This is a genomic window from uncultured Exiguobacterium sp., assembly GCF_964277885.1.
In the GTDB taxonomy this organism is placed as follows: Bacteria; Bacillota; Bacilli; order Exiguobacteriales; family Exiguobacteriaceae; genus Exiguobacterium_A.
In genome coordinates, this window is sequence record NZ_CAXYJR010000005.1 from 1,355,366 (window position 1) to 1,381,647 (window position 26,282).

The window sequence follows — 26,282 nt, forward strand, 5'->3', positions numbered from 1 at the left end:
CCGTTTTTATAGATACGCGAACCATTCTCCATTGAGCTGGCGAATCACAGTATCGCTTGGTAACTGTCGTCGTAGTCGATTTGCCCAGTACGCCCAAAGATCATAGGCGAAGTGTTCTTCGTTCGAGAGCAGATAAATCGTTGTACCATCATGGCCGACAATCACGATGGTCGTCTCTCTTCCGGATAAACGAATCGATCTTCTAAGACACGTGCTTTTCGGTGCGTCGTTTCGACCTCTCGTTGAATCGACAGATGATCGGAATACGAAAACATGAGCAGTTCGTTCATTTTATATTTCCCCATTTCATGACATAAAGGAAATGCCCTTTTCAAAAATTACTCCATACCATATATTATATGTTTCATAATACATTTTTAGGAATTTTTATTTTTTATTTCTTCTATTGCTTTGTTAAGAAGTTTTGATATGAAAGAAGCGATCCATACAAAAAACCCTTCTTTTTAGACTCAAAAAGAAGAGAACGACAATCGATCCATCAATGCACTCCATTGAAGAGCTTGAGGATTTTTTTATTTTTATACGTCTTCGCATAATCAATGGCCGTTTTTCCATTGGCATCCTGATGATTCAGATCTGCTCCATGTTGTAGTAATTCGTGAACGACCTTAGCATGATCATAACTAACTGCTAACATCAGCGGCGTCGCGTGACTATCAAGCGGGTTTTCAGCTTCCACTTCCGCCTGTCCCTCAATCAGTGCTTTAACAGCTTTGGCATTTCCTTCTCCCGCCGCAGTGTGTAATGGGGTGAATCCATGTACCGTGCGCAAATTCACATCTGCCCCGGCTTGAAGTAATACGTTGATACACTTCACTTTATTTTCTTGTGCCGCATAGTGGAGAGGCGCGTATCCATCTCCATCCCCATCGAATTGATTGATGTATTGTGTTTCACGAGCGAGCGCCTTAAGAATTTTTGAATTGCCAGTTTTACTCGTAACCACGTGCAACGCATTATACCCATCCGTATTAATCTCGAATGATACTCCTTGCTGAATGATTTCAATCGCAATCTCCGTTTGATTATCTAAAAGCGCGATATGTAAGGGCGAGAACCCTTCCCGATTCTGTTTTTCAAGATCAGCACCGCTCTCAATCAAAAGCCGGACAATATCCAGATGCCCTTCTTGAATCGCCCAGTGTAGCGGACTGTATCCTTCCTCATCCAGCAAATCGATCTCCGCTCCGCTTCTGATCGCTTTCCGGACCTTCTTTAGCTCCCCTTGAAAAGCATAGTCATTCAATGCATACTTCGACATATGTAACGCTCCTTCTATTATTACTAAAGAATGATATACCCATATCTTTATTACCTCTTACGTTTATTCTTTTTACTAATTAACATCTTATTAACATCTTACGATGAACTGCTTGTTCCGTCTGAAGCAGGGTGATCTACTGTAAGAATCGTCTTATAGATCTCTTTAAAAATGCTCTCTCTTTCTTGTTGGTTCGGTTTTGGGTTATGCACACTATATTCCCAACTCTTCTCAAATTTTCCCTTTCTATAATAGACCGCTGTGATATAGCTATTACTACCGGTTTCAATCTCATCCTTATATGACATATCCGGATTAACAAAAGGTTCATACGATTTTTTACTCCCGATAAAGAAAAAAGGAACTCCGGCTTTTTTGTAGACAGCAGCATATTCTTTTTTAGATGCTGCTTGTAAATTCTTCTTGTCTATGAAAACGGCGTCATACTTTTTTAGATCACCTTTTAAATCAGACAGTGATATCTTTTCGACTTTCGGTTCAGTCGTGACTGTCGGAAAACGTCCTACAACAGCAACGTTTAGATCAATTATTTCATGTATTGGCTTATTCTGAAATTCGCTATGTTCGCTACATGCGGAGAGAAAAATACTTCCGAATAGGAACGAGCCGATTAAGGCTTTATTCATTTCACTCTACATCTCCTTTATTCAAGAAACTATAAAACATCTCGCTTGATTGATTTTAATCTACAAAAAAGAATGCCTCTATAGACATTCTTCGTGATTCAAGACCATTTTTCTTCAGCATCCATCCAACAATTGTTTTTTAAATCAAGAGAGTCATCACTATCGTGCAAAGTAAAGTAAGATGGAAGATCTAGTGACGCTCCACCAGCTTTTTCCCAACATCTTTTAAACCACTGTGCAAAAACGTTCTGTTCTCTCGGAATTAATATTTCTTCATTTTTCTCATGAAAATCAAAAAAAGAATCGAGTTGACTGTCGTTGATTTGGTAATATTCGACTTCTTGTAATACATCTTCGCTCCCAGCAAAAACAGTTGAATCGTTTCCTTCGTTAAATACTTCATTTGCTTCTTTATCCATTGAGAACATGATGACCGAAAGTTCAAATCTAGTCGGTTCAATGAATGCTGTGAAGTCCAGTACTTCGATGTCCTTTGAGAACGGATAAGAAAAGATTTTCTTGAGTTGATCTACCACTAAACCTGACTGCTTTTTAAGATGGATCTCAATTGAATCAATATAGTTTTCGACTGTAAACATGATAAGTACCTCCAAGCATGAATCTATTAATTTATGTTATTTATTGCTTAATATTTTCACTGTGTTTCTCTTGAAGTCGCCTCTCTAGAACTAATACATATAGTACAGCAACCAATACTCCTATTATTCCTGGCAAAACAGAAACGATGGGATCCATCAAATATGCGAATGGAATTAAATACGTAAACAACATCTTGATTCCATATGAAACCAACACAGATGTCAGCAAAACTAAGGTTGTAGTCCGCTTTTCAATATTCCCAAAAAATTGACGTCTTTGTTTCTCTACCTTATGTATACCGAGCCAAGACAACATCTTCAAATCTCCTTTGTTCGTAGCTAATACTCGACCACCATCACTCTACCATACGACCCTCTATTTGTATTAAAAAGTAAGTTTATTTTAATGATTTTCACCAAAAACTCTTGTCATTATAAGAAGGATCAGTCTGATTAAAATTTACGAAGGATGTAAAAGGGGATAATCAAATTTAACGTGTTAAGTAACTGCAAAAGAATTTTTTTAAGCTGTTTATACAAATAATTTTCTTTTTTGTACAAAGATTTCGACTGGCTAGAGGCAGTGATTCATTTCAAACTAGCACCAATAAATTTCTAATACATATAGATGGAAAGACAAACTTCTAATCATTTTAGTATCACTCTTTTATGTATACTAATAATGGAATTTATACAAATAAAAGGAGGTATTTTCTTGAGAGCAAAACTTGGCTGGATTTCTGTCGGATTAATGATTCTTACTTTCTTGGTACTTTTTACATTCCCGATTAATGGATTTTGGGGCGATGCCATCCTCATTGGTGGTCTGATCCTTGCATTATTAGCTGCTATCTTTAGTAATCGAGGTATAGGTAAAGTGTTAGCCTTTATTTTAATGACAGTTCTTTTAATTTTGTTTGTACTATCTGTCTTGAATTTTTTAGGAATCTTCGCATAAAATCGAATAGATCGAACAGGGTATCGAATGTTTAACCTCTTACAAAGATATGACTGTCTAAGAAGAATGCTCCTCTAGAGTATATGCAAGAGAGAAAACGTTCTTAAACATTCAGTAGATCGTCGCGCAACTTTTTCATCATAACTTTATCTGAGAGTATGCTCTTCACATCCTCCATTATATCTTCGGTCGCTTTTAGCGTTTTGACCTTTTAGGTTCAAAGTATTTACTTATTCACTGCAAAAGTCAGTTTTTTTAAATACACCTTCTCATTTTTACTCAAGAACCGACTTAAACTTTCCTTCATGAATGATATCTGAAACGGGTGTTAATGAAAACTCTTGCAGTGTCTGCCCATATTTTTTTTGTCGAAAATCTGCCATTAACTCCGTTCCTAAGCTATAAATCGTCAATCGAGGAATCTCCTTCACTTCATTTCCAATGCTAAGTTCATCATAGCTTAAGGAGTTGTTCTTAACCTGTTCGAGTATCTTCTTTTTATCGCTGGCAGCTATCTGCTCCGTTTTTATAAGGGGCGCTTTAGGATAAAGTTCTTGCGCAAACACCTCCGCCTTACCTTCGAATATGAGATAGTCGATAGAACTTGGTTGTCTGATTTCAGGATGTTCGTTCACTATGGAATGATTATACTCATGTGCAACAACGTACTTTAATATCTCATGCGTATACTCTTCGCCTAACATAATCACCATACTACCATCGCTCATCGCAAAACCCATCAGCCCGCTCGTCGCCTTTGCGGCGTATCGATGCTCTTCCGACAATGGGAGCATCAGAATAATCTTATCTTTACCAGGAAGGTGGTCAGCTGATTTCTGGAGTGCCTCATGAACAGATTTCATATTTTCTTTCTCTTCATGCATCAAACGTTTCGTCAATCTTTTTAAATCATTCAAATAGGAAGTGGCGGTAAACACGTCTTTGAACCCCTTAAAATCAAGAAAGATATCCTGCTCTTTCTGAATGCGATCCAGCTCCCGACGGACGGTTTTATCGAAGATTTGCTGGAGGTCCTCGTCCGTGACGTTTGTGTCCTTCATCTTTTTCTGAACTTTTGTGATGTAGTCGATATAGGCTGGGTACAACGTAATGATTTTTGCATGCTGTTCTTTCGCTAGTTTAACTTCTCGAATAGTAGACTTTGGTTTCTCATTCGGCTGCGTCGATTCGGATACACACCCTGATACACAACAAATGAGCATTGAAAAAAAGAACGCTATACATATTCTCAAAATTATTTACCTCCTTAAATATAGGTTTACTAGGATTGTTCTCTAGTCGCTTTGACGCTCGTCAAGAAAATTCGCTTTTATGTCATAGAAGTCATCGTCGTACTAAGATCAATTCACGTTATTTTTATTTACAGATCGTGCATTAAACATCATGAGGAAGTGATATCTCATTTTAGTCAGTAGTGGAATATTCCTACATTCCTAAAAACCTTATTATTTTATATATTGCTTACAAAAGGATTATATAGATTTATTTTCCATATATCTATATAAAAAAGGTCCACTTCATTTATTGCCCATTTCTTAAGAACCGATAGCGTTATCTACGTATGCATTTGTTTTTCTATAATTCACATCGTTTGGAGTGATAAATATGACAGTTGGGTGGAGTGGTACGATTCAAGATTTTATACAGATCGATCCACATCAATTTTTAAAGAGTTTACAGCATTCAATTCCAGATGCTTCAGATAGTCAATTACGCGCTTGGATCGATTCGTACCAATGCCTCGTTGACTTATTTCAAGAAGTACCTGAGTTGAATGCGCAACTCTTATTTGAATACCAGCTATTTCGTGGTGGCGGTCGGCGACCTGATATTGTGCTACTCGTTAATGATCAAGTCCTTGTCATTGAATGTAAAAGTTATCATCAAATTTCGGATGGGGAATGCATCCAGACCTCACTTTACGTTCGCGACTTGGAACACTATCATTCAGCCATTCAACTGCAACCCGTAACCGTCTCCGGTATATTATTTTTAACGAAGGACAATCGTGATCATGTCCATTTTCATGAATCCTTTAATATTTTCATTGCAGCGAAATATGGCTTATTAAAAATCCTAAGGCGGTTAGCAGCTAAACAACAGTCACCTGTCTTAAGTATTCATGATATGTTACAAGGCTACTATTCTCCATCCCCTTCAATGCTCGAAGCAGCTAGTGCAATTATGAAAAACGAACCGTTACCCCGTGTTCGTGCATTAGATAGTAGTAATTTTGAAATAATTCATCACTCGCTTCAGCAGATTATTCAAAAAGCTAAGGATCATAACGAGCATCACCTTGTTCTCGTTACTGGGGAACCTGGTGCAGGGAAAACGTATTTAGGATTACGCTTAGCTCATGAGTATGAAAATGCCGTATACCTTTCAGGGAACGGGCCATTAGTTGATGTCTTGCAGCATTCCCTTCAAAACAGTACATTCGTTCAGCGGTTATATAACTACAAGATGGACTATATCAAACACAGTCGTGTTCCGCATGAACATATTATAATCTTTGATGAAGCGCAACGTGCTTGGGATCAAAATCAAGTGAATACATCGTTTGAACGTTCTCCATATCCAGCACCGAATATGAGCGAACCGGATATCATTATGGAAATCGCAACAACAAATAAAAAGTGGAGTGTAACGATCGGATTGGTCGGGGAAGGGCAAGAAATTTATAGAGGAGAAGAAGGCGGTATTGCGTTATGGAATCACGCTTTAGAAAATAAGAACGTCATTGTTCATGGTAAGTTCGAAGCGACAACTTTTAGACATGCACTGCACGTACGAACAACGGAGACATTACACCTCGATACGTCCCTGCGTACACATGCTGCGCAGACCTATAGTCTGTTTGTGATTCAGTTTATACAAGGAGAGATTGAAGCGGCAGCTCGTCTTCTTGAAAACCTTGATTCTTCTCGCTTCCATCTTCGAATAACCCGTCATTTAGAAAAAGCAAAGTATGTAGCGCGTCATCTCTATTCAGATGACTCTAAAACAGTCGGTGTTGTATGCGCAGGTGGAGCGGATCATCAAAAACAAACACCGGTCTTACCTAGAAATGAGCGGTACGAACGTCCTTCTAAAATCGCACAATATTTTACCGTTCCTACGTCTGACTACTACTGCAAAACATTACAGTATTCGATAACCGAGTTTCAATCGCAAGGTCTTGAATTAGATTTTGCCATTTTAGAATGGGATAACGATTTTTATTTACAAAATGAGATATGGACTGGAAAGCATTTTCAACGATCTGTTAAAGATCCGCTTCAAATTAAGCGCAATGCCTATCGTGTCAATTTGACGAGAGGGCGAGATGGACTAATTATTTATATTCCTGAAAAACCTGAGTTAGAAGAAACATGGCATACACTTAAACACGTGTTACGTATTCAAGAACTGATATAGCATTCATCAAAGAAGCCTACATCTGTACAAGATATAGACTTCTTTGATGAACTTTAGAAGCCCATCTGTTTATTCGTTTCGTTTAAAATTATCTTAATAAATTCGTCTGAATCGAAAAGGATTTTCCTTTGCATCAATTTTATCTATTAATTCCTGATTATACGTACTACCATCTATTCCGCGATGAATGCGAGCATGACAGTTCGGACAAATTGCTGCGACATGTTCAGGATGATCCGGGCCACCATCCGATAATTTATACATGTGATGTACCTCAAGTGATGATCCCGAACTCGCTTCAAATGGTTCAGGTTGTTCACATGCTTCGCATATTCCTGCTGCCCTCTTTCGTGCATATACTTTAATCGCTTCTGATCGTTTTCTGACCTTTATTTGTTTGACTTGAATCGACTCATCTCCTGTCGACGTATCTTGAAGAGCCAATGTTTTTAAATTTTCAAGCGAATCTTCAATTATTACACTACTCTCCAGATGATGTTCCGACTCGAGTTGATCCTGCTTCATAATCGTAGCTGATTCAAAAATAAATTGGATGATCTCCCGTGGATGCCCGTCTCGATCGAGCGCTTGTTTTAGTTCATAATCAATTAACGTTAGCTGATCATCAAATCGATATAAACCATTTTGTTCCCGATGAAAAAGTAAAACATCTTTTGAATGATTAACATGATCACGTATCGCTTTATTCCCCATTGTAAATGTTTGATCGCCAACTTGACCTTCACCACTGTACATAAACAATGTCTTTTCTTCATTCCAACCGTCCGAATATCCATACTGTGTACCGCTTGCCCCGGAAAAGATAAAAATAATGGATTCTTTCGCTGAAGCACTAATGCCACGTTGTCGGTTTCCGCCAAACTGATCGTGTATTTCAGCACGTTTATAGTGCTTTCCTGGAATAAATGAAATAGATAACATAGACTCTCTCCCTTATTTTAAAAGTCTAAAATTTAAACTTTATAATTCGGCCACAAACAGATTAAAACTTATCATCTGCCGATATGGACAGACGTAAAGACGAACTTATCATAACGATGGCGTGAAAACGAATACTCGAACGGTTTTCCGTTACCGAGAAATACGACTTGTTCCACTTCGATGACAGGATCTGTCTCCTCGTTCCCGAGATATTCATGATCCCATTGATTCGGCTTGTCTGCCCGAATCATCTTATGCGAGCTCGTGATCGTGTAACCGAGTACTTCTTGGATATACCGGTAAATCGAACTATCAAGAACTTCTCGCGTCACTCCGGTAATCAATGAAGACGGCATAAATGTATGTTCGATCACGTATGGTTCGTCGTCAACATATCGAACACGCCGTATCTCATAGACAGGATCGGTCTTCTCAATCATCAGATGGCGTGCGACCTCGGCTTCTGGAAAACGGACCTCGAACTGAAGCACTTCACTTCTGACGGCCCGCTCCCCGAGTAGCTTCGTCAACCCTTGTGACTCTTTGTTTAACACATTGATTCGTCCTTGGGAAAAGCTTGACGGTAAAATGAACGTCCCTTGTCCTCGTTGCCGATAGATAATCCCCTCAAGTACGAGGATTTCTAAAGCACGTTTCATTGTCATCCGGCTGACCTCAAACTCTTCTGCTAGTTGAATCTCGTCTGGCATCGCTTCTTCCACATTGTATCCGCCATGAAGAATCCGTTCTCGTAATTCATCTGCAATTTTTTCATACTTTGGTTTCTTTTTATTAGACATGACAACACCCCATGTATAGACATATACATATAATATAACAAAAAATAAGGATCAGGGCTAGATATACCCCGATCCTCTCTTCTTATCCTTCAAATCCATTTTCTTCGATGAGATGCTTGAACCAGTAACCACTCTTTTTTACTGTACGCGTTTGATTCGTCAAATCGACACCTACGAAACCATATCGGTTCTTATAGGCATTACTCCACGACCAATTGTCCATGAACGTCCAAAGGTGATACCCTTTGACGTTCGATCCTTCCTCTAGAGCTTGATGCACCCATTTCAGATGTTCCGCGATAAAATCAATCCGGTAATCATCCTGGATCCTACCGTCCGCGTCTCGGTAGCGTTCTTCTCCTTCCACTCCCATCCCGTTTTCTGAAATGAAGCACTCGATGTTTCCATAATTCTCACGTAAGTTCGTCAGAATGTCATATACACCCTTTTCGTAAATTTCCCAACCACGATGTCGATTCATTTTGCGTCCCGGCATCTCATAATAATCAAAAAGATGCTCTGGCATGAACGGTGCTTTCGGATTCGGAAGATGTTCTTTTACTTTGATACGTCTCGGCTGATAGTAGTTGATGCCGAGGATATCAACGGTGTACGTCTCGATTTTTTGTCGGTCCGTTTCAGCCATCGCCGGGAGGGCATCCTGCTCTTTTAACAGTTCGATTAATTCAGCAGGGAAAGTACCTAAAACGGACGGATCGAGAAAGGAACGATTGAACAAGATGTCTGCTAAATGCGCGGCTTGTCGATCTGCTTCATTTTGACTTCTCGGATAAGAGGGTGTCAGATTAAGAATGATACCGATTTTCCCTGTTTGTTGTGTATCTCTGTACGCTTCGATCGCAAGGGCACTTGATAGAATCGAATGATAGGCGACTTGGACTGCTCGCTTAAAGTCTACGACGTTCGGATAATGAAAATCGTACAAGTAGCCCCCCTCGACCGGTACGATTGGTTCGTTATGGGTAAACCATTTGCCGACACGGTCACCGAACAGCTCAAAGCAGGTTTTGGCATACGCAACATAATGCATCACGACTTCCCTGCTCTCCCATCCTCCCTTTTCTTGTAAGACAAGCGGCATATCGAAATGATATAAATTGACGAACGGTTCGATCCCTGCTTCAATCAACTCGTCAATGACACGATTGTAGAAATCGACCGCTTCCGGATTAATGTTTCCTTCTCCCGTTGGAAATAGACGGGACCAAGAAATCGATAGTCGAAACGAATTGTGCCCGAGCTCCTTCATCAAGGCGATGTCTTGCTTGTACTGATGGTAAAAGTTAGATGCTATCGAAGCACTGACGCCATCAAAGAAGCGGTTCGGTTCGACCTCGTACCAGTGATCCCAAATGTTCGGTCCTTTTCCACCTTCATAGGCGGCTCCTTCCATTTGTGTCGCAGAGGCAGCTGTCCCCCACCAGAAATCTGTTGGAAAATCATACTTTTTAATGGTAGTCGCCTTGTTCTCTATCTGATTCATTGTTAGCACATCCTATCTCTTATTTTTCACTCATCCGGTAGACGTTATCCGATCTGTTGGTTTTTCTCTTGTGTAGTATTCGCTTCTTCCCGTTCTTTTTTCAAATTCAAACGGTCAATGAAGACGAGGAACGGGAACCAGACTGCCATGATGATTGCAAAGTTGACTAATTGTAGCAATCCACCAGCTAACGAATTGGTTGCCATCATTCCACTAATGAACATCGGGACGGTCCACGGTACCGCAACACCGGTCGGAGGGGGGACGATCCCCGTTGACATCGCGAAGTACGTCACCGTCACCGTAATCAGTGGTGCGACGATCCATGGAATCATGATCAATGGGTTCATGACGATAGGAAGTCCAAAAATCATGGGTTCGTTGACGTTAAAAATACCAGGTCCAATTGACAGTTTTCCGATTTGTTTCATCTGTTTTGATCGCATGAATAACAAGATGGCAACAACGACAGCGAGTGTTGAACCGGAACCCCCGATCCCAACCGTATAGATCTCAATGAATTGTTTACTGATGATGTTTGGAATTTCTCCGTTCGACGTGTACGCATTCAAGTTTTCAAGGGACAGAGTATTCCAAATCGGGTCCATGACCGAGTTGACGATGACTTGTCCGTGCAGTCCGAAAAACCAGAACAGTTGCACGAAGAAGATGGCGATTAACGTCGGGACGAGTCCGTTCCCTAGATTAACTAGTGGTTTTTGAACAAGATTGAAGATGAGATCGTGTAAGTTCGTATCTAACAGTGAAGTGACGGCAATGTTAATGCCAAGGAATACGGTGAGCGTAAGTAATGCCGGGACGAGAGCTGAGAATGATTTGGCGACAGCTGTCGGCACACCGGCAGGCATTTTGATCGTCCAGTTTTTTTGAACGATGAAGCGGTAAATCTCTCCTGCTAGGAATCCCGTGATCATGGCTAAGAACATGCCCTTTGCGCCAAGACGGTCGAGTGGGATGACATTGCCAACTGGATCGGCAACATTTTCAACTGAGACAAAGAAAGGAGTAAGTAATAAAAATGAAACAAGTGCGATGACACCACCGAATACAGCTTCGACCTCATAACTTTTAGAAAGATAATAGCCGATACCGAATACGACGAACAATGACATGATGCCCATTGTGGCGGATGGAGCGTTTCCAAGTGATGTCTTAAAGGCATCTAGTACACCCGGAGACATGAACTTATCAAGGAACGGTAAATTCGCGACGACGACAATTAAGGAACCAAACATCGTAATCGGAAAAGCAAGCATGAATGCATCACGTAAAGTCTGTAAGTATCGGCTATTGTTTAAAAATGCCGCCATCGGCATCAAAAAACGACTTAGTAAATCAAACCACTTACTATTCTCAGTCATCTTAAACACTCCTTATTATTTTTTGGAAAACTTATGTTCCATGAGCTCGATGAGTCCAGTCGTTAAATCAAGCATCGTCTGCGTCGACATGAGGTGATCTTCTGCATGTAATAACAACAAGGAGAGCGTCGTTGGTTCACCGCTTGCTTCCTTTTGAACCTGACTAAAGTGCACTTGGTGCGCTTCTTGTAATTGAGCCCGTGCACTTGATAATAATTGATCGAAGTCTTCAAACGTGCCATCTTTATACACTTCGATCGCTTCACGAATCGTACTTCTCGCATTTCCACTGTGTAAGATCATCGTGAACGCGATTTGTTCCATCGTCTGTTCATTCGTCTGCATATCGATCACCCCATCAATTTTACAGCTTGTTCGTAAGCTGCTTTTCCGTCTGCCATTCCATACGCCATCATATCGATGACTTCGACCGGTTTGTCTGTCGCTTGTTGAAACTTTGATAGTAGAAATCGCATTTGTGGTCCAATCAAGATGACATCCGCACCAGACATCTCCTTCATCGCCTGATCCTGTCCGACTGCCCAAATTTTTGCTTCTTCTCCGAGTCCTTTCGCATGTTCTTGCATCTTCGACACCAAAATGCTCGTCGACATTCCTGAACTACACGCCAACATGATTTTTCTCATCAACAATCTCCTCCTTTTGTAATCGCTTACACATTTGATTATACGGATTAATTTATTCATGTCTATACTTGATAATTAATTTGTTTATTTTTATTTTATAAAAGTGTAGAGTTGTTATTGAAAATAAGATGAAGGAGGAATTTGTATGACAAAACCGATTTATCTTACTCCCCTTTCAAAAGAACGAATTTGGGGCGGACAGAAGCTTCAAGAGTATGGATTTTCGATACCTAAAGAACAACGGACAGGAGAAGTCTGGACAGTAGCAAGTCATCCAAACGGCATGTCACGCGTCCAGACTGGACCAATGACGGGACTCACCTTAGAAGAACTATGGTCAAATCACCCTGAAATCTTTGGTATGGAGACCGACTCTGATTTTCCACTATTGGTAAAATGGATCGATGCTTCGGAGGATTTATCCGTTCAAGTCCATCCAAACGACAAGGATGCCAATCGTTATGAGCAGCAGCCATTTGGTAAAAATGAATGCTGGTACATCTTAGATTGTCCAGAAGACGCCGTCCTCATCTATGGTCATTCGTTAACCTCTTCAAACAACTTTGATGAGACCATTCATCAGGGCACTTTATTGCAGTCTCTTCAGTATGTGCCAATCGCAAAAGGTGATTTTTTCTATGTACCTGCTGGCACTGTACACGCTTTGACAAAAGGATGTGTCGTCCTTGAAATTCAACAAAATTCAGATACGACCTATCGACTATTTGATTACGATCGGTCTGATCCGGTGACGGGAAAGGTACGCCCTCTTCATCTTGAACAAGCCCGTCGCGTCATTCGTTTTCCTCATTTCCAGTACACGGAACCTGCCGTCATGCTCACTCCTTTTCGAAAAAGATTGACACAAACACCCGACTTCTTTGTCGAAGAATGGACGATCAGACAGTCATATACCTTAGAAGCAAGCTGTCTGTTTCGCGTCATTACGGTCATCGAAGGGACGATTGAATTGGACCATGTCCTCCTGTCTGTCGGAGCGACTGCGATTCTTCCGGCAAATAATACATTTCTCATCAAAGGAAACGGTATCGTCTTGATCACTGGTCCTTCTCTTAAAATGACAACACCTCATCGAATCGGTATCGACCTCGGTGGAACGCAAACACGTGTCGCTGTAATCGATCAAAATAAAATCGTTAAACAATTATCATTTCCGACCAATCCTACGACAGGTCCATCCCAGACGCTTTCAAATATCGAGTACGCCATTCAAGTTTTTTCAGAGGAATTCCACCTGTCGAACATCGGAATTGCCGCACCTGGTCCACTCGATACGAAGACTGGACTTCTGTTATCTCCACCAAATTTACCAGGATGGGATGAAGTCGACTTAGTTACTCCACTTTCCTCCGCATTCGACTTACCCGTCTTGCTCGAGAACGATGCTAATGCTGCGGCTCTCGGTGAAGCGTTATACGGTGCGGGACGTCACTCATCATCTGTCTTTTATGTGACCGTCAGTACAGGAATCGGTGGAGGTTATGTCTATAAGAAACAACTGATCCGTGGAGCACATGGATACGCTGGTGAGATTGGTAATACGATTATCGACTCATCGGGTCCATTGCATCCTGTGTTGAACAAAGGTTCTCTTGAAGGGTATGCTAGTGGTACAGCACTACAATCACGTGCCTCAAATCGACATGTCTCATCCATCGAGCGATTACTCGCCCATCCGCAAGAGCGGGATCGTTTTATTAATCATTTAGCAACTGGACTTGCAAACATCATTCACACGATTGATCCAGAAGTCATCGTCGTTGGAGGAGGTGTTACGGGATCTGCTGATTTATACTGGGAAGCGGTGCTGGAACGAGTTCGCGAACTCGTATATCCGTCCCTTCGTTCAAAAGTCGATATCCGTCTTGCCGAATTGAAAGGACAGGCAGGCGTCATCGGAGCTGCTGCTCTAGATGGAGTAGAGTAAGCAACACATCACTTACCTTTTTTACCTTTCATCAAAGCAAAGAGGGTGATCCATTCCGTTATTGAAATGGATCACCCTCTTTGTATACATCCTATCTATTCGAATATAGCTATTTTTTAGAGCAGCGAATTGCTAAAAATGACTTCAGCTCGTTCTCAATCCGTTTTGGGTTTAAAAAAGAACAGAAAAATGTTAAATATCAAGAAAAGACCAAGCAGAACCCACAAGACAGAATAAAATTCTGTATTTGGGACGAACAAATAATCTATCAATAACACGACTAAAAAGAGAATATATCCAACAAAATATACTTTTTTCTTACGCGGATCCATCGTCTCATCTCCTTTATACATATGAGTGTTCTGTCGATTACTTCGTATTTTTAATAATCACTACAGTTAATACAAGAGAAGGAATGAAACAAATCAGTAAATCCGAGAGTGAGATCGAGAGTGAAGTAGGATGAATCAGCATCTCTACTCCTTTAAAAATGGCATCGAGCACAACAAGTAATGATAGGAGTACCGGAACGGAAGTACGCATCCATCTAGGAATACTCAGCCACATCCGTAAGATCTTTTGTGTTTTATCACCCATGTCATTCACCTCTTTTACAATTTTACATAAATTAGTATATCATACGTATGATTTTTGTGAAAAAATGTCGAAATCACAAGTCGATTGAATCTTCTCCTCCACGTACAAAAGCAATAAAAAAGAAACTTACACATCATGTAAGCTTCTTTTTTACTGCTTAATAGGATACATATCAATGTCTCTTCCCCTGCTACTTTGAACTAATTGATTACACCTTCTGCACTACAATAAAACTCCAGAGGAATGTTATGTGTGGAAGAAATACCATGTTGAATGAATTCTCCACCGACCGTCACATCGTATGTTCTTCCGCCATCCATCAAAGTAGCGGTATATCCAAGCTGTCTCCATGTCCCCTTACTCGATGAAGCGGTTGACGTCATAGACGTAATAGTTTTAAAGACTTGCCTTCCTGCCTCCTCACGAAGTTCGGTATCAAATGTACCAGTGATCGAAATGGCAAATGATGTACCCTTCGCATGAATCGTTTTTGACTTAGATGTGGATTCTTTCTTTGAGAAATCGAACGTCGATGCGAACTTTACTTTGACTCGATCTTCCGCTATCTTTCGAAAACGGTTCGGCGCCACCCAATCATTTTCCTTAAAGGATTTTTGGTCGACGAGTTCTAAATCTGTATCTGGATGATGCAAATTAATAGTACGAAGAATAACCGCATACTGCTGATAATATTGGTTTTTTTGTTGTGGAGTCAGTGCCTTTTGTTTTCCCTCTGCAAATGCCTCGTACATAAAGGAGCTGGTTAAGGTAACACTCAGTGCTGTTAAGAACGTCATCGTTTTACGCTTCATTTTTTCCACTCACTTTTTTTAGATTATGTAATATATTCTTAATTATCATGTTATTTGTTCTTTTCCTATACTTTCACTGTCTGTTTTTCTATTCTTACTCACACTTCAATTTTATAGTTATTTTCGAATTGAGATTTATGAATTCAGCGTGATGTAATCATCTATGATCCTTATCTATTCACAGATTCTGTGATGAGGAGTTTAAAGTCATTTGCTCCTTTTATTAATAGAAGGGTGGAAGAATATCACCGTATGAATTGGAGTCGTTTTATATTAATTAACGTATATTCATGTAATGTATTAGAAATCATGACCTTAAAATGACGAAAGTAGTAAATTGAAAAATAACGATCTCTTTCAAAAGTCAAGTTTTCTCTTAAAGGAACTATATCGAGACTAAGAAAATATTTTGGACACTTTAATAAGCATTATGCAAATAAATCAATTCAGACGCAAGGCACGATGGATGAGTTGCGGGAACACCATGAGAAGAACATCACCGTTCATGTAAAACATGCACCGCTCGACAATGATACACGACAACATCTGCAGACCAAGTTGTCGACACTTGCGAAAGACGTCAACGTCCAATGTGAACACGATATTGCTAATATCAATAGCTACCTCGTCTCGCAACAGGTTAACGTGTATCGACTCGAAGTCGAGGAAGTATCCTTGGAAGAAATCTTCTTGAATCTAAGTTCAGAAATCCGCTCTGCATAAAGACATCTCTATGACGGACAATGAAGTAAAGAAAAATCAGGCTACCTGACACCGATTAAATACGATGCACTGCTAGCCTGATCAAATTGTTTATGATATCAATTAAGGACCCGTACCACAAGAAACAGCATATTTTTCCGCGTTTACTTTCTTGGAATAACAGATAAAAGGTGTTCCTCCCGTTTCACTTTTCCAGTCGTACCAAAACATATGATATCGCTCCGCCACCGGGTCTTGTTCCGTAATAATTGCAAAGTAATTTTGATAGTAATAGCCTTGTTTGTACAATTCGTGTCTTAGAGCACCTCTAGGCGTAGCATCCGTAAACAGAATAGGTGATAGTACCGGCATGAGTAATACAATGAGGGCTATAACTCCTAAAAATAGTGCCAATACTTTCTTTTTCCTTTTTTTCTTAAAATTCGATTTACTCATTTTTATACCCTTTCCTTTTTTGGTTTTTTTTGTTATATAATAACATGAATCAAACAATAGAAAGAGGTCGCGATCGTGAAAAAAACTATTTTTTCATCCCTCACTTTAGGTATCATCCTATATGCTGGTTTCTTATGGAGTAATGCGATTGCCGATTCTAATGTTGCACAAGAAAAATCTAAGAGTAGCATCACCGAGGAACAAGCCTTCAATTTTTTCACTACAGTGCTTGAGCAACAAAAAGCAGATTTTTTAAGCAATACTCCGTTAGCGCATACTAACCTTTCAAAGTTATCTGAAGGGGACGAGGCTGTATTGATTTTTCTCTCCACTACGGAAGTCGATAAAATTCAGCTGAATTCATTCAAATACAACATTTCTGATGTCAAAGTCTATTCAGAGAATCAAAAAAATTATGCTGAAGCGTATGTCACACGAACGTTTAACTTCGGAAAAAGTGGTCTTGAAACGGGTTTAGGTGATCAATTGGTACTTGAAATTCCATCACATGTAGACAATCAAAGCACATCGATTTCTTCGAGTAAATTAACAATTAAATCGAATCCAAACGCTAATAACATTTCAGTTGATGAATTTTTAGAAAAGTATAAAGAGGAAGTAGAAAAATCAAACCAACTTGAAGCCAAATAAATATAGAAAGATGTTGCCATGATTCGTCAGGTGCGTACTTCTTTCCTTTCATAAAAATGGAGTCCTTCGCGTAATCGCTAGGACTCCATTTTTGGTAGATCGAACATCATGCCGTCCGTTCTCTCCGTAAAAGATACAGGAAATACGGCACACCGATGATCGCCGTGATCAATCCGGCTGGCACTTCAAGCGGCGGATGAATCCCGCGACCGAGCGCATCAGCGACGACGAGTAACCCTCCACCGAGTAACAGCGCCATCGGTAAGACGGCGAGATGTTTATGTCCGACGAGACGACGTGCCATATGTGGGGCAATCAGACCGATGAAGCCGATCGCACCGACTGTTGCGACGGCAACACCGGCTAGGACGACAGCGAGCGCCAAGAAGACGTGCCGCGTCCGCTGAATTGGTAAGCCGAGACCGATGCTGACTTCCTCACTAAGTGATAAGACATCGAGTTGACGGTGTCGATAGAAGAGGATCGCACCGATCACGACGAGCACAGGCGCTAAGATCAACACTTCCTGCCACCCTTTCCCGAACAGACTCCCAGCAAGCCAGACGAGTGAATCGTTCGTCTGGAGTGGAAATTTGATCAACAGGTATTCTGTTCCCGAGGCACAGATTGCGCTAACGGCGATACCAAGTAACGCAAACGAACTGCGGGAGGCGTTTCCTCCCCGCTCTAGCATCATCAGCGCCAGCATGACGAGTGCTGCTCCTATAAAGGCGGCGATCGGTGTCAACAAGAGCGGACCATCCGGCACGAGGGCGATCGTCAAAACGGCGAACAGAGACGCTCCATTCGTCACTCCGATCACGTCCGGTGAGATCAATGGATTACGGATGACACTTTGTAAGATGATCCCGGCAAGAGCGAAACTCGCTCCTGCTAAAAAGGCGAGGACCGTTCGCGGCAGACGGTAATTTTGGACGATGAAGGCATCCTTTCCACCAAAGAACGACTGCCAGAGTTCCGTTAACGATAACTGAATCGAACCGACCGACAATAAGGCGAAGCTCGTGACAAGAACTAAAACTGCGACAAGTAGAATCCGACGCATCTCTCTCATCTTAATCCCCCTTTCATCTGTCGACGTGCCAAGATAAGGAAGAAAGGTGCCCCGAGCAATGACGTCACGATGCCGACTGGTGATTCATACGGATAGGCAATGAAGCGCGCCAGGACATCGGCGTACGTCAACAACAGACCACCGATGACGGCAGAGACGGGTAAGACGTTTCGGTAGTCCTCGCCAACGAGTCGACGTGTGATATGCGGCACCATCAGACCGATGAAGCCGATCGCTCCGGCGACGGCGACCGTTACGCCTGCGAGTAACACGACACTGATGCCGGCAAGCAGACGGATCCGCGTCACTTTTTGTCCGAGTCCGACCGCGACGTCTTGCCCGAGTTGGAAAACGGCGAGCGACTTCGCGAGACTTGCCGCAAGAATCAAACCGACAAGCGACCACGGTAAGACGATCCGGAGTTCGAGCCAGCTTGCATCACTGAGCGAACCAGACAACCAGTACAAGACGTTCGTAATCCGGTCGTTGAACAAAATCAAGCCTTTCGTTAGCGACGTCAACAAGAGATGGATTGCCATCCCGACGAGAGCAAGTTTTAACGCCGTCATTCCGCGAATCGAAGCGAATGAAAAGACGAGCAAACCACCAAGCATGGCACCGGCAAAAGCGAAGTAAAGCAAGTTCGCCGTTCCAAGTGACGGAAAGATGAGCAGGCTTAAGACTACGAGAAACGACGCACCGGCATTGACCCCAAAGACTTGTGGTGAAGCGAGCGGGTTCCGTGTCACGGCTTGCATGATCGCTCCAGCGACGGCAAGGTTTGCTCCGAGCAACAATCCGAGTAAGAGCCGCGGTAAGCGCAGATTCGTCAAGACGAGTCCCGCTTTAGAGGTCGTGCCGCTGATCCACTCCTGCACTAAGTGGACCGGATTCATCTGTGTGATACCAAAGAACAAGCTACTATAAACGGCCAAGCCACTGAGTAAGATAAGTACGAAAATCAGACGTTTCCGCTGCACCGGATGTTTCCCCTTTCATCAAGACGAAAAGCCAGATTGCTCCGGCTTTTTGTCGTTCGTTATTTCTGTTTGAGCAATTGAATTGCTTCGTCAACGATTTGTTCAGCAGCGTCTAGACCACGGTAACGTGTCCAGAGGTCACGATTGACTTCGTAGACTTCTCCGTTTTTGACCGCTGTGATCTGATTCCAAAGCGGATTATCCTTCCACTCTTTCAGTAACTTCGGATCGGCTTCCGCCATGAAGATGACGTCCGGATCCCACTTGACCATCTGCTCTAATGTGATCGTCACAGTCGGTTCCGCTGTTTTCGTGACAGCATTCTCGATCCCGATCTTCTCGAGTAATTCACCGTCAAACGACGTCTCACCGTGTGCTGTCAGTGAATCGGCGCGGAAGACACCGACCATGACTTTCCGGTCATCTTTTGGATCAACCTTTTTCTTCGCTGCATTCAAGCGTTCTTCATGCAGGGCGAGACGGTCATCCATCTGTTTTGTTTTTCCGACCGCTTCTGCAATCTTCTTAAACGAATCGATGTTCTCTTCATACGTCGCATTGCGACTCTTCAAAATGATCGTCGGTGCGATTTCTTGTAATTGCTTATAAATTCCTTTATGACGGTTGAAGTCGCCGATGATCAAGTCCGGTTGCAAGGAACTGATCACTTCAAGGTTTGGTTGTTGGCGTGTACCGACTTCCGTGAACGAGATGTCTTTTCCGAGTAATCCAGAGACATCCGTCTTGTTTTCTTGTGCGATTCCGACTGGTGTGATGCCGAGTTCATCTAACGCATCAACGAACGAGAATTCGAGCGCGACGACCTTCTTCGGCTTTTCCGGTACTTTCGTTTTTCCTGCTTCATGCGTGATCGTCCGCGTCTTTTCGTTCGATTGCTCTGCTTGACCTGAACAAGCTGCAAGCATCAAACTGCTCAACACGAGGAGCGTCAACGCTATCATCCAAGTTTTCCGTCTCATAATGAGACCTCCTTTAATTCGTGATTCGACATTGAGAATCATTCTTAATTAATCCTGTCTCAGCATATCAAAGATTTCCATTGAACAAAAGGGAAATCCTTATTTTCAGATAATATAGACTGAAATCCACATTTTCTGAAGGAATATGGGATAATCAGGTAGTGAACAAAGGAGGGATCAGAGATGGATTGGATGAAAGACTTAGAACAGCGAATTGAGTTTTCGCTCGATGCAATCACGTTTGATCAGTTACCTGACTTACTCGAAGCCTTCGCCTACCAGTTACCGTTCGAGAATACGACTGTCCTTGAGAAACGCATCCGTCCGTTTAGCGACGAGCGCTTCATCGAAACGTTTCTGACAGAACGACGCGGTGGTGTCTGTTATGACTTAAACGGACTGCTGCACCGGGTCCTGCAGGAGCGGAATTGTCCCGTTCGGCTCGTGCAAGCGACTGTTTACGATACGAAGTCGGATGCCTGGTCAGCGACCGGACCGACTCATGTCGCGATCATTTGGAATGAAACGCACTTGCTTGATACCGGCTTCGGCGTTAATTTACCGCTCGTTCCGGTTCCGTTGAATGGCGAGACCGTTCATTCCGCGAGCGGCAGTTACCAAATAATTAATGACGATACGCTCGAGATGAAGCGAACGGGACAAGCGGAGTTTGTGACCGGATACCGGTTCGACCGAGAGACATCCATTACAGCAGATGACTTATCGAAGATGGAACAGATCATCCAGCAAAGCGACGCTTCGCCGTTCAACAAAGGTCGCCTCGTCGCGATGCGGACGCCGCGCGGACAAAAGACGTTGACTGAGCGGACGTTACGGATTGAGGAAACGACGACAACCGAGTTACCGGTCGCAGGTCCCACCCAATTCGAAATGCTGTACAACACACACTTTTTAGGACGGGAGTCGTAAATCATGGATCGTTACACACTTTGTTTAATCCGCCATGCGGACCACTTTTTACTCGTCAATCGGCAAAAACGTCCGGCGATGGGCATGTGGAACGGTGTCGGTGGTAAGATTGAACCGGGCGAAACACCGGAAGCCGCCGTCATCCGCGAGACATTTGAAGAGACGGGCATTACGCTCACTTCAGTGACACCAAAAGGCATCGTCCGCTTACATGGGGAAGAGACATCTGGTATGTACCTCTACCTGGCTGATTTAGAAGATCGTCCATTTCCAACACCGGTCATGACAGTTGAAGGAATCCTCGATTGGAAAGCACTCGACTGGATTTTAAGCGACGATAACATGGGTGTCATCAGCAACCTCCGGCACTACCTACCGATTGCCTTGTCGACCGAACACCCATTACTGCATGACTTCCATTACGATGCCCATACAATCACGGCATACGAGACACATGAATTAATTGAGACATAACACAACATCCCCGCTCGTCCTTTCGGACAGGCGGGGATGTCTCGTTAGAATAGATGTAAGCCCGTCACGATGACAGCAACGATAACGATGCCCGGTAACAAGTTCGCGACGCGGATCTTCGTGATTCCGGCTAGATTGAGACCAATCGCTGCAATCATCACCCCACCGGTCGCCGTCATCTCCAAGATGAATTCTTGCAGCGCGGCGTCGGGAATGAACTTCGTGATCGCAACGGCACTTAGTGCAATCGCCCCTTGATAGAGGAAGACGGGAATCGCCGAGAACATGACGCCGATCCCGAGCGTTGAACTGAGGACGAGCGCCGTGAAGCCGTCAATCAACCCCTTCGTATAGAGGACGTCGTGATCCTGACGCAGTCCACCGTCGAGCGCACCGAGGACCCCCATCGCCCCGATGACGAAAATCAACGTCGCGGTGACGAAGCCTTCGGCGATATTCGATGGACGACCGCGACTGATCTTGAGTTCGAGCCACGCTCCCATCCGGTCGAGCTTCTCATCGAGGCGGAACCACTCTCCGATTGCTCCCCCGAGGACAAGACTACCGATGACGATTAAAAAGTTCGTGCTTTTCATCCCCATCTGGATCCCGAGCACGACGACGGCTAGACCAATCGCTTGCAAGACCGTCTCCTTCATCCGTTCCGGAATCCGGTGGAACATCAATCCGAGCAACGTCCCGATGATGATCAGGACGGTATTGACGAGTGTACCTGTTAAAACCATCTGACAGCCTACTTTCTCAATTGATTTTTCGTTTCGCAGGACGGACGAGCGTCCGCTCCGCCTGATTCAAGCTATGCAACGTCATCCCGAGCATGACGAGGATGATCCCGAATGTCGCGAGTCCCGTCGGCAGTGCCGCATGGAGAAACAAAATCTCCCCGAGAACGGTAAAAACGATCTCAAACGACTGGGTCGCCTCGATCGCGGCTAACCGGACCGGTTCCGTCCGGACGAGTGACGTCGCGTAGAAAAAGAGCGACGTCGCGATGACGCCTGAGAATAATGCGACGAAACCAGACTGGGTTACTTGACTGACACTCGGTAAGCCGACTTGTATGTAAGCAATTACGGAGAGCACGATCCAAAACGGTAGACTCGCGATCGTCATCCCAAGGATCCGTTCAAAGACGTCGAGCTCGTTTCCATACCGTTCCATCATCTTGCGATTCCCGAGCGGATAGGCAATCGCAGCGACTAGCACCGGCAAGGCACCGAACAGTAAGGATTGCAGCGATAGACTTCCAGCAACGGATAACTGCATGACGACGACCCCAAGGACGATCAAGACGGAATACTTGAGAGCCGACCATGGAATCCGTTGCTTAAACAAGGGGGCAAGCAGCGGTCCGGCTAAAATCGTCAATTGCCACGTTCCGGCAATCAGCCAGCCCGGGGCATGATCGGCAGCGAGACAGATACTACCGTAAAACAGCCCAAAACCAATCGTTCCGTACAGTAACCAAAAGCCGATATCTGTTCGCAGGGCTTGTATGACGCGCCCAATGCCTCGGCGCATCAAAACGATGACGATAAAGAACGGTAACATCAAGAAGAAGCGAAGCGACGCACTGTAGATCCAGTGCCCCCCTGCTCCTTGCATCGATTGATTCAAGATAAAGGTGACAGCAAAGAACATCGCCGCCAAGATCCCATAAATGATTGGTCGCATCAGCGCTCCTCCTTTAGGGTCGAGACGAGTAGACGACCGAGCCCGTTCCAGTTGTGTTCCGTCGCCTGAACGAGCTGTTCGATATCCCGTTGTTCACATGCAACTAAAATCGCGGCATGATCGGCAATCGATTGACGACCGAGTCGATCGAACTGGGCGTATTCGAGCCGGCGGATCAGCGGCGTCAATCGGCGAATCGTTTCCCGTAGCTGAACGTTCTGACTGCGCAACACAAAGACATCGTGAAAGGCATCGTCTAACGTCAGTGCTGTCTCCGTCTCCTGTTGTTCGATTGCCGTCGTGAACTGTTGATGAATCGTCTGAAGTTCCATCAAGTCGTCTTCCGTCAATTGCAGTCCCGCTAGACGCGCTGCCAGCCCGTGCAGCGTCGCGATGATTGGATAGGTTTGCTGTGCTTGTTCAGCGTCAAGCTCCGTCACAATCGTCCGCGAGCCCCGTTTCGCAAAAATCAATCCCTCCTCCTCGAGTCTTTTCAAGGCTTCGCGAACCGGCGTCCGACTGACACCGAACATTTCCGCGAGCACTTGATCGTTCACCTTCTCACCTGGGGCGAGGCGTAAAGTGATGATGTGATGCTGTAAACGTCGATACACTTCCTCACTGAGAGGAAGTCGTGCAATGGCTAAATCATCTGTAGGTTTCATACAAGTAATATATTACATATTAATCGTTGATACTAGCTTTATTCAAAAAACCTCCCCGTCAAACAACGGAGAGTCAGCTATTCAAACGTTACGTGGATTCATCGGTCCATTCAGGTGACTGAGATCGTGCCATTTCAACAAGATCAATTGAATGACGATCGCGACAAGTAGATAAGCTTGTGTCAAAAGAGGAGTGATGCCTAAATTGACGTTCACGACATCCGCTGCGATGCTCGCGAAATCCCACAACGCATGGAAAATGATTAATGGCCAGAGGTTATTCAGCTTCAGTGCGATGATCGCTAAGAACACACCAAAGACGAATGTGTTCGCAAGTTGGAACAACATCGCTGCCGGTGGAATCAAGGCGATCAAATTAAGCAAGTGGAAAGATGAGAACAGAAGCGCACTGATAAGGACGGCACGATACGGATGTTCGTTCGGTCGAAGATAGCGTAAGATGATGCCCCGAAACAAGACTTCCTCATTGAAACCGACGAATAAGGTCGTCAGGAAGACGATCCCTACGAGTTGAAGCACCGACGACGAAAGTGACGTGGTGAACAGGGCGTTGACGATCAGTCCGACTTGAAAGAGAACGATCAACAGTAACGGAATGTACCAGACGAGCCCTCTTGCTTGCAGTTTCGAAAACCCGACGGCAGCAAACGTGGCATGACGACGAATGTACCAGACGAGAAAGAGTGCTGTTGCGACTTCACCAAAAATCGCGATCCGTAACAACTCTGGATCACCGTAACGAATGCCGAAGCCAAATGCCGAGACAGCCATGACGATACCCATGATGACGAAGATGACGGTTGCCGAGACGATGGTGTTCCGCTTATCCATGATCAGGACCTCCATTTCAAACGATCGACCTTTCTTCTGTATCATTGATTTACCTTTTTTTCAGAGAAATGAATCTTTTTTCTTCACTACCTTGCAATACAAAATAGCTTAGCGTATCATTACCTTGTAATACCAAGTAGTGAAAGGAAGATGCGGATGTCATCGACGCAAATGTTAAAAGGGATTCTTGACGGCTGTTTACTTGCGCTGATCGCGGAAGAAGAGATTTATGGCTATGAACTGGCGACGAAACTCAAAGCATACGGTTTTGCTGACATCAGCGAAGGAACGATCTACCCTTTGTTGATCCGGATGCAAAAACTGGACTGGATTGAAGCAACCTCACGCGTCTCCCCGTCTGGTCCGAAGCGAAAGTACTATAAGATCACGACAAGCGGTGTTAAAGAACTCACCGCCTTCAAACAAAGATGGCACCACCTTTCGACGAGTGTCGAAAGGATTTTAAAGGAGGACGAATGAGATGACCCTATCGACAGAATCAACCCGGTTTTTGGAAGACTTAAAGGTATACCTGCTTGCTTCAGGTAAAAATGAACAGGCGACGAATGAGATCGTCCATGAACTCGAAGATCACCTGATCGAAGCGGAAGCGGACGGGAAATCGGTTCGTGCCATCACCGGTGAGAGTCCTGCAGACTATATCCAGTCGATTTCGAAAGAGATGGCGTTCGATCCGAAAGAAGCATTTTGGATCGTCTTGCAAGTTTTTCTCGGCGCATCCAGTTTTCTTTATCTCCAAAACCTCTTGAATGGTACAACGGCATTCAGCATCTTGCTCGTCGGTGGCTTTCTACTCATTAGCGCCGTTTACCTGACTACCCTAGCTTTTCTCTTCCGTCAAGATGCTTTACGTGATGGCGCGCGACTTCGCATCATGCGTTATGGCATCCATGGTAGCGTTCATTTTCTGTTAATCATCGGATTATTGATTGTCAACGGACTTATCGATTCGCCAAAGATCACGTTATCCCCAGGCGTCGGTTGGTTACTTGGTGCCCTATTGATTATCTGGATTCTCGTCACGGCATGGAAGACAAAGACATGCATTTTACCGATTGCATTGTTCGTCTATTTTGTTCCCCAAATCATTCTCCGTTCTGTATTTGATTGGTCGGAATTGACCTCTGTACTCGTCGGATATGTTGTTGCTGCTATTACAATGACAGTCGCTTTTATTCGCGAATCTAAACAAGATCAGTCAAACGTCTCAAAGCACTGAAGAAACGATTTGGTTTTGATACT

At 43.6% G+C, this 26,282-nt stretch carries 31 protein-coding genes; 9 read left to right on the top strand and 22 right to left on the bottom strand.

Annotated elements, in window-relative coordinates:
• Positions 1-6: 6 nt before the first annotated feature.
• The 5 genes from ACHWTJ_RS08760 to ACHWTJ_RS08780 form a co-directional block, all read right to left on the bottom strand.
• Positions 7-165 carry a hypothetical protein gene (locus ACHWTJ_RS08760; protein WP_394679477.1) on the bottom strand — a complete coding sequence of 53 codons (159 nt, stop codon included), beginning with the start codon at positions 163-165 and terminating at the stop codon, positions 7-9.
• Positions 162-290, bottom strand: coding sequence for a hypothetical protein (locus tag ACHWTJ_RS08765; RefSeq protein WP_294746446.1), 129 nt, complete (start codon positions 288-290; stop codon positions 162-164). Before ACHWTJ_RS08765 ends, ACHWTJ_RS08760 begins: the two co-directional genes overlap by 4 nt.
• Before the next feature lie 209 nt (positions 291-499).
• Positions 500-1,282, bottom strand: coding sequence for an ankyrin repeat domain-containing protein (locus tag ACHWTJ_RS08770; RefSeq protein ID WP_394679478.1), 783 nt, complete (start codon positions 1,280-1,282; stop codon positions 500-502).
• 98 nt (positions 1,283-1,380) lie between these two features.
• Positions 1,381-1,929, bottom strand: coding sequence for a hypothetical protein (locus ACHWTJ_RS08775; RefSeq protein ID WP_394679479.1), 549 nt, complete (start codon positions 1,927-1,929; stop codon positions 1,381-1,383).
• Between the two features lie 98 nt (positions 1,930-2,027).
• The gene (locus ACHWTJ_RS08780) at positions 2,028-2,528 is read right to left on the bottom strand and encodes a hypothetical protein (protein WP_394679480.1); all 501 of its coding nucleotides are present in this window, start codon (positions 2,526-2,528) and stop codon (positions 2,028-2,030) included.
• A 715-nt stretch (positions 2,529-3,243) separates the two neighbouring features.
• Between ACHWTJ_RS08780 and ACHWTJ_RS08785 the strand changes: the two genes are divergently transcribed.
• Positions 3,244-3,486, top strand: a complete 243-nt coding sequence (locus ACHWTJ_RS08785; RefSeq protein ID WP_394679481.1) for a hypothetical protein — start codon at positions 3,244-3,246, stop codon at positions 3,484-3,486.
• Positions 3,487-3,761: 275 nt separating this feature from the next.
• Here the strand turns inward: ACHWTJ_RS08785 and ACHWTJ_RS08790 are convergent, their stop codons facing one another.
• Positions 3,762-4,739 (bottom strand): DUF2268 domain-containing protein, encoded by a 978-nt coding sequence (locus ACHWTJ_RS08790; RefSeq protein ID WP_394679482.1) that lies wholly within the window; start codon positions 4,737-4,739, stop codon positions 3,762-3,764.
• Positions 4,740-5,112: 373 nt separating this feature from the next.
• On the opposite strand from ACHWTJ_RS08790, the gene ACHWTJ_RS08795 reads away from it, so the two are divergent.
• Complete coding sequence (locus ACHWTJ_RS08795; protein ID WP_394679483.1) at positions 5,113-6,927, top strand: DNA/RNA helicase domain-containing protein; 1,815 nt, start codon at positions 5,113-5,115, stop codon at positions 6,925-6,927.
• A gap of 93 nt (positions 6,928-7,020) precedes the next feature.
• Here the strand turns inward: ACHWTJ_RS08795 and ACHWTJ_RS08800 are convergent, their stop codons facing one another.
• The 6 genes from ACHWTJ_RS08800 to ACHWTJ_RS08825 all read right to left on the bottom strand — a co-directional run bounded on the left by ACHWTJ_RS08800 (position 7,021) and on the right by ACHWTJ_RS08825 (position 12,202).
• Entirely contained in the window at positions 7,021-7,869 is an 849-nt protein-coding gene (locus ACHWTJ_RS08800) for an HNH endonuclease (protein WP_394679484.1), read from the bottom strand.
• A gap of 71 nt (positions 7,870-7,940) precedes the next feature.
• Positions 7,941-8,669 (bottom strand): GntR family transcriptional regulator, encoded by a 729-nt coding sequence (locus ACHWTJ_RS08805; RefSeq protein WP_394679485.1) that lies wholly within the window; start codon positions 8,667-8,669, stop codon positions 7,941-7,943.
• Positions 8,670-8,751: 82 nt separating this feature from the next.
• Positions 8,752-10,173, bottom strand: coding sequence for a glycoside hydrolase family 1 protein (locus ACHWTJ_RS08810; RefSeq protein WP_294746469.1), 1,422 nt, complete (start codon positions 10,171-10,173; stop codon positions 8,752-8,754).
• 44 nt (positions 10,174-10,217) lie between these two features.
• Positions 10,218-11,555: a PTS cellobiose transporter subunit IIC gene (gene celB, locus ACHWTJ_RS08815; RefSeq protein ID WP_394679486.1), complete on the bottom strand. Its 1,338-nt coding sequence runs from the start codon at positions 11,553-11,555 to the stop codon at positions 10,218-10,220.
• A gap of 15 nt (positions 11,556-11,570) precedes the next feature.
• Entirely contained in the window at positions 11,571-11,900 is a 330-nt protein-coding gene (locus ACHWTJ_RS08820; RefSeq protein WP_394679487.1) for a PTS lactose/cellobiose transporter subunit IIA, read from the bottom strand.
• A 5-nt stretch (positions 11,901-11,905) separates the two neighbouring features.
• Positions 11,906-12,202: a PTS sugar transporter subunit IIB gene (locus ACHWTJ_RS08825; protein WP_023468230.1), complete on the bottom strand. Its 297-nt coding sequence runs from the start codon at positions 12,200-12,202 to the stop codon at positions 11,906-11,908.
• A 145-nt stretch (positions 12,203-12,347) separates the two neighbouring features.
• On the opposite strand from ACHWTJ_RS08825, the gene ACHWTJ_RS08830 reads away from it, so the two are divergent.
• Entirely contained in the window at positions 12,348-14,150 is a 1,803-nt protein-coding gene (locus tag ACHWTJ_RS08830) for a type I phosphomannose isomerase catalytic subunit (protein ID WP_394679488.1), read from the top strand.
• Between the two features lie 369 nt (positions 14,151-14,519).
• On the opposite strand, the gene ACHWTJ_RS08835 is transcribed toward ACHWTJ_RS08830, so the two are convergent.
• Together ACHWTJ_RS08835 and ACHWTJ_RS08840 are read right to left on the bottom strand one after the other, a co-directional pair.
• Entirely contained in the window at positions 14,520-14,747 is a 228-nt protein-coding gene (locus tag ACHWTJ_RS08835; protein WP_294741625.1) for a hypothetical protein, read from the bottom strand.
• A gap of 200 nt (positions 14,748-14,947) precedes the next feature.
• Positions 14,948-15,559 (bottom strand): hypothetical protein, encoded by a 612-nt coding sequence (locus ACHWTJ_RS08840; protein ID WP_394679489.1) that lies wholly within the window; start codon positions 15,557-15,559, stop codon positions 14,948-14,950.
• Between the two features lie 462 nt (positions 15,560-16,021).
• On the opposite strand from ACHWTJ_RS08840, the gene ACHWTJ_RS08845 reads away from it, so the two are divergent.
• Positions 16,022-16,282, top strand: coding sequence for a DUF4162 domain-containing protein (locus tag ACHWTJ_RS08845; RefSeq protein ID WP_214853585.1), 261 nt, complete (start codon positions 16,022-16,024; stop codon positions 16,280-16,282).
• Positions 16,283-16,384: 102 nt separating this feature from the next.
• Here the strand turns inward: ACHWTJ_RS08845 and ACHWTJ_RS08850 are convergent, their stop codons facing one another.
• Complete coding sequence (locus ACHWTJ_RS08850) at positions 16,385-16,717, bottom strand: hypothetical protein (protein WP_394679490.1); 333 nt, start codon at positions 16,715-16,717, stop codon at positions 16,385-16,387.
• Positions 16,718-16,792: 75 nt separating this feature from the next.
• Here ACHWTJ_RS08850 and ACHWTJ_RS08855 point away from each other — a divergent pair, with 75 nt between their 5' ends.
• A complete protein-coding gene (locus ACHWTJ_RS08855; protein WP_394679491.1) occupies positions 16,793-17,368 on the top strand; it encodes a hypothetical protein in 576 nt (191 codons plus the stop codon).
• Positions 17,369-17,474: 106 nt separating this feature from the next.
• On the opposite strand, the gene ACHWTJ_RS08860 is transcribed toward ACHWTJ_RS08855, so the two are convergent.
• From ACHWTJ_RS08860 to ACHWTJ_RS08870, 3 genes are read right to left on the bottom strand one after another with little or no spacing between them, the layout of a single operon-like run.
• Positions 17,475-18,434: an iron ABC transporter permease gene (locus ACHWTJ_RS08860; RefSeq protein WP_294750287.1), complete on the bottom strand. Its 960-nt coding sequence runs from the start codon at positions 18,432-18,434 to the stop codon at positions 17,475-17,477.
• Positions 18,435-18,439: 5 nt separating this feature from the next.
• A complete protein-coding gene (locus ACHWTJ_RS08865; protein ID WP_294750283.1) occupies positions 18,440-19,423 on the bottom strand; it encodes an iron ABC transporter permease in 984 nt (327 codons plus the stop codon).
• 59 nt (positions 19,424-19,482) lie between these two features.
• Positions 19,483-20,403 (bottom strand): Fe(3+) dicitrate ABC transporter substrate-binding protein, encoded by a 921-nt coding sequence (locus ACHWTJ_RS08870; RefSeq protein ID WP_294741635.1) that lies wholly within the window; start codon positions 20,401-20,403, stop codon positions 19,483-19,485.
• A gap of 183 nt (positions 20,404-20,586) precedes the next feature.
• Here ACHWTJ_RS08870 and ACHWTJ_RS08875 point away from each other — a divergent pair, with 183 nt between their 5' ends.
• Both ACHWTJ_RS08875 and ACHWTJ_RS08880 read left to right on the top strand, forming a co-directional pair.
• On the top strand, positions 20,587-21,333 hold the full coding sequence (locus tag ACHWTJ_RS08875) for an arylamine N-acetyltransferase (RefSeq protein ID WP_294750840.1): 747 nt from the start codon (positions 20,587-20,589) through the stop codon (positions 21,331-21,333).
• Positions 21,334-21,336: 3 nt separating this feature from the next.
• Positions 21,337-21,807 carry an 8-oxo-dGTP diphosphatase gene (locus ACHWTJ_RS08880; protein ID WP_294741638.1) on the top strand — a complete coding sequence of 157 codons (471 nt, stop codon included), beginning with the start codon at positions 21,337-21,339 and terminating at the stop codon, positions 21,805-21,807.
• Between the two features lie 44 nt (positions 21,808-21,851).
• Here ACHWTJ_RS08880 and ACHWTJ_RS08885 read toward each other — a convergent pair whose 3' ends face one another.
• The 4 genes from ACHWTJ_RS08885 to ACHWTJ_RS08900 all read right to left on the bottom strand — a co-directional run bounded on the left by ACHWTJ_RS08885 (position 21,852) and on the right by ACHWTJ_RS08900 (position 25,019).
• Positions 21,852-22,553 carry a DUF554 domain-containing protein gene (locus ACHWTJ_RS08885; protein ID WP_294750843.1) on the bottom strand — a complete coding sequence of 234 codons (702 nt, stop codon included), beginning with the start codon at positions 22,551-22,553 and terminating at the stop codon, positions 21,852-21,854.
• Between the two features lie 16 nt (positions 22,554-22,569).
• Positions 22,570-23,502, bottom strand: coding sequence for a multidrug resistance efflux transporter family protein (locus ACHWTJ_RS08890; RefSeq protein ID WP_394679492.1), 933 nt, complete (start codon positions 23,500-23,502; stop codon positions 22,570-22,572).
• The gene (locus ACHWTJ_RS08895) at positions 23,502-24,167 is read right to left on the bottom strand and encodes a GntR family transcriptional regulator (RefSeq protein ID WP_394679493.1); all 666 of its coding nucleotides are present in this window, start codon (positions 24,165-24,167) and stop codon (positions 23,502-23,504) included. Before ACHWTJ_RS08895 ends, ACHWTJ_RS08890 begins: the two co-directional genes overlap by 1 nt.
• 81 nt (positions 24,168-24,248) lie before the next feature.
• A complete protein-coding gene (locus tag ACHWTJ_RS08900) occupies positions 24,249-25,019 on the bottom strand; it encodes a CPBP family intramembrane glutamic endopeptidase (RefSeq protein ID WP_294750855.1) in 771 nt (256 codons plus the stop codon).
• A 156-nt stretch (positions 25,020-25,175) separates the two neighbouring features.
• Here ACHWTJ_RS08900 and ACHWTJ_RS08905 point away from each other — a divergent pair, with 156 nt between their 5' ends.
• The gene (locus ACHWTJ_RS08905; protein WP_294746507.1) at positions 25,176-25,499 is read left to right on the top strand and encodes a PadR family transcriptional regulator; all 324 of its coding nucleotides are present in this window, start codon (positions 25,176-25,178) and stop codon (positions 25,497-25,499) included.
• A 1-nt stretch (position 25,500) separates the two neighbouring features.
• Positions 25,501-26,259 (top strand): hypothetical protein, encoded by a 759-nt coding sequence (locus tag ACHWTJ_RS08910; protein WP_394679494.1) that lies wholly within the window; start codon positions 25,501-25,503, stop codon positions 26,257-26,259.
• Positions 26,260-26,282 lie beyond the last annotated feature (23 nt).

What these genes read in the sequence shown, in the direction of transcription:
- ACHWTJ_RS08800 (WP_394679484.1), bottom strand. Translation starts at nt 7,869, where the DNA reads ATGTTATCTATTTCATTTATTCCAGGAAAGCACTATAAACGTGCTGAA.
- ACHWTJ_RS08880 (WP_294741638.1), top strand. Translation starts at nt 21,337, where the DNA reads ATGGATCGTTACACACTTTGTTTAATCCGCCATGCGGACCACTTTTTA.
- ACHWTJ_RS08795 (WP_394679483.1), top strand. Translation starts at nt 5,113, where the DNA reads ATGACAGTTGGGTGGAGTGGTACGATTCAAGATTTTATACAGATCGAT.
- ACHWTJ_RS08870 (WP_294741635.1), bottom strand. Translation starts at nt 20,403, where the DNA reads ATGAGACGGAAAACTTGGATGATAGCGTTGACGCTCCTCGTGTTGAGC.
- ACHWTJ_RS08910 (WP_394679494.1), top strand. Translation starts at nt 25,501, where the DNA reads ATGACCCTATCGACAGAATCAACCCGGTTTTTGGAAGACTTAAAGGTA.
- ACHWTJ_RS08765 (WP_294746446.1), bottom strand. Translation starts at nt 290, where the DNA reads ATGAACGAACTGCTCATGTTTTCGTATTCCGATCATCTGTCGATTCAA.
- ACHWTJ_RS08850 (WP_394679490.1), bottom strand. Translation starts at nt 16,717, where the DNA reads ATGAGTAAATCGAATTTTAAGAAAAAAAGGAAAAAGAAAGTATTGGCA.
- ACHWTJ_RS08770 (WP_394679478.1), bottom strand. Translation starts at nt 1,282, where the DNA reads ATGTCGAAGTATGCATTGAATGACTATGCTTTTCAAGGGGAGCTAAAG.
- ACHWTJ_RS08820 (WP_394679487.1), bottom strand. Translation starts at nt 11,900, where the DNA reads ATGCAGACGAATGAACAGACGATGGAACAAATCGCGTTCACGATGATC.
- ACHWTJ_RS08810 (WP_294746469.1), bottom strand. Translation starts at nt 10,173, where the DNA reads ATGAATCAGATAGAGAACAAGGCGACTACCATTAAAAAGTATGATTTT.
- ACHWTJ_RS08840 (WP_394679489.1), bottom strand. Translation starts at nt 15,559, where the DNA reads ATGAAGCGTAAAACGATGACGTTCTTAACAGCACTGAGTGTTACCTTA.
- ACHWTJ_RS08860 (WP_294750287.1), bottom strand. Translation starts at nt 18,434, where the DNA reads ATGCGTCGGATTCTACTTGTCGCAGTTTTAGTTCTTGTCACGAGCTTC.
- ACHWTJ_RS08825 (WP_023468230.1), bottom strand. Translation starts at nt 12,202, where the DNA reads ATGAGAAAAATCATGTTGGCGTGTAGTTCAGGAATGTCGACGAGCATT.
- ACHWTJ_RS08845 (WP_214853585.1), top strand. Translation starts at nt 16,022, where the DNA reads ATGGATGAGTTGCGGGAACACCATGAGAAGAACATCACCGTTCATGTA.
- ACHWTJ_RS08780 (WP_394679480.1), bottom strand. Translation starts at nt 2,528, where the DNA reads ATGTTTACAGTCGAAAACTATATTGATTCAATTGAGATCCATCTTAAA.
- ACHWTJ_RS08900 (WP_294750855.1), bottom strand. Translation starts at nt 25,019, where the DNA reads ATGGATAAGCGGAACACCATCGTCTCGGCAACCGTCATCTTCGTCATC.
- ACHWTJ_RS08885 (WP_294750843.1), bottom strand. Translation starts at nt 22,553, where the DNA reads ATGGTTTTAACAGGTACACTCGTCAATACCGTCCTGATCATCATCGGG.
- ACHWTJ_RS08835 (WP_294741625.1), bottom strand. Translation starts at nt 14,747, where the DNA reads ATGGGTGATAAAACACAAAAGATCTTACGGATGTGGCTGAGTATTCCT.
- ACHWTJ_RS08830 (WP_394679488.1), top strand. Translation starts at nt 12,348, where the DNA reads ATGACAAAACCGATTTATCTTACTCCCCTTTCAAAAGAACGAATTTGG.
- ACHWTJ_RS08875 (WP_294750840.1), top strand. Translation starts at nt 20,587, where the DNA reads ATGGATTGGATGAAAGACTTAGAACAGCGAATTGAGTTTTCGCTCGAT.
- ACHWTJ_RS08895 (WP_394679493.1), bottom strand. Translation starts at nt 24,167, where the DNA reads ATGAAACCTACAGATGATTTAGCCATTGCACGACTTCCTCTCAGTGAG.
- celB (WP_394679486.1), bottom strand. Translation starts at nt 11,555, where the DNA reads ATGACTGAGAATAGTAAGTGGTTTGATTTACTAAGTCGTTTTTTGATG.
- ACHWTJ_RS08805 (WP_394679485.1), bottom strand. Translation starts at nt 8,669, where the DNA reads ATGTCTAATAAAAAGAAACCAAAGTATGAAAAAATTGCAGATGAATTA.
- ACHWTJ_RS08905 (WP_294746507.1), top strand. Translation starts at nt 25,176, where the DNA reads ATGTCATCGACGCAAATGTTAAAAGGGATTCTTGACGGCTGTTTACTT.
- ACHWTJ_RS08890 (WP_394679492.1), bottom strand. Translation starts at nt 23,502, where the DNA reads ATGCGACCAATCATTTATGGGATCTTGGCGGCGATGTTCTTTGCTGTC.
- ACHWTJ_RS08775 (WP_394679479.1), bottom strand. Translation starts at nt 1,929, where the DNA reads ATGAATAAAGCCTTAATCGGCTCGTTCCTATTCGGAAGTATTTTTCTC.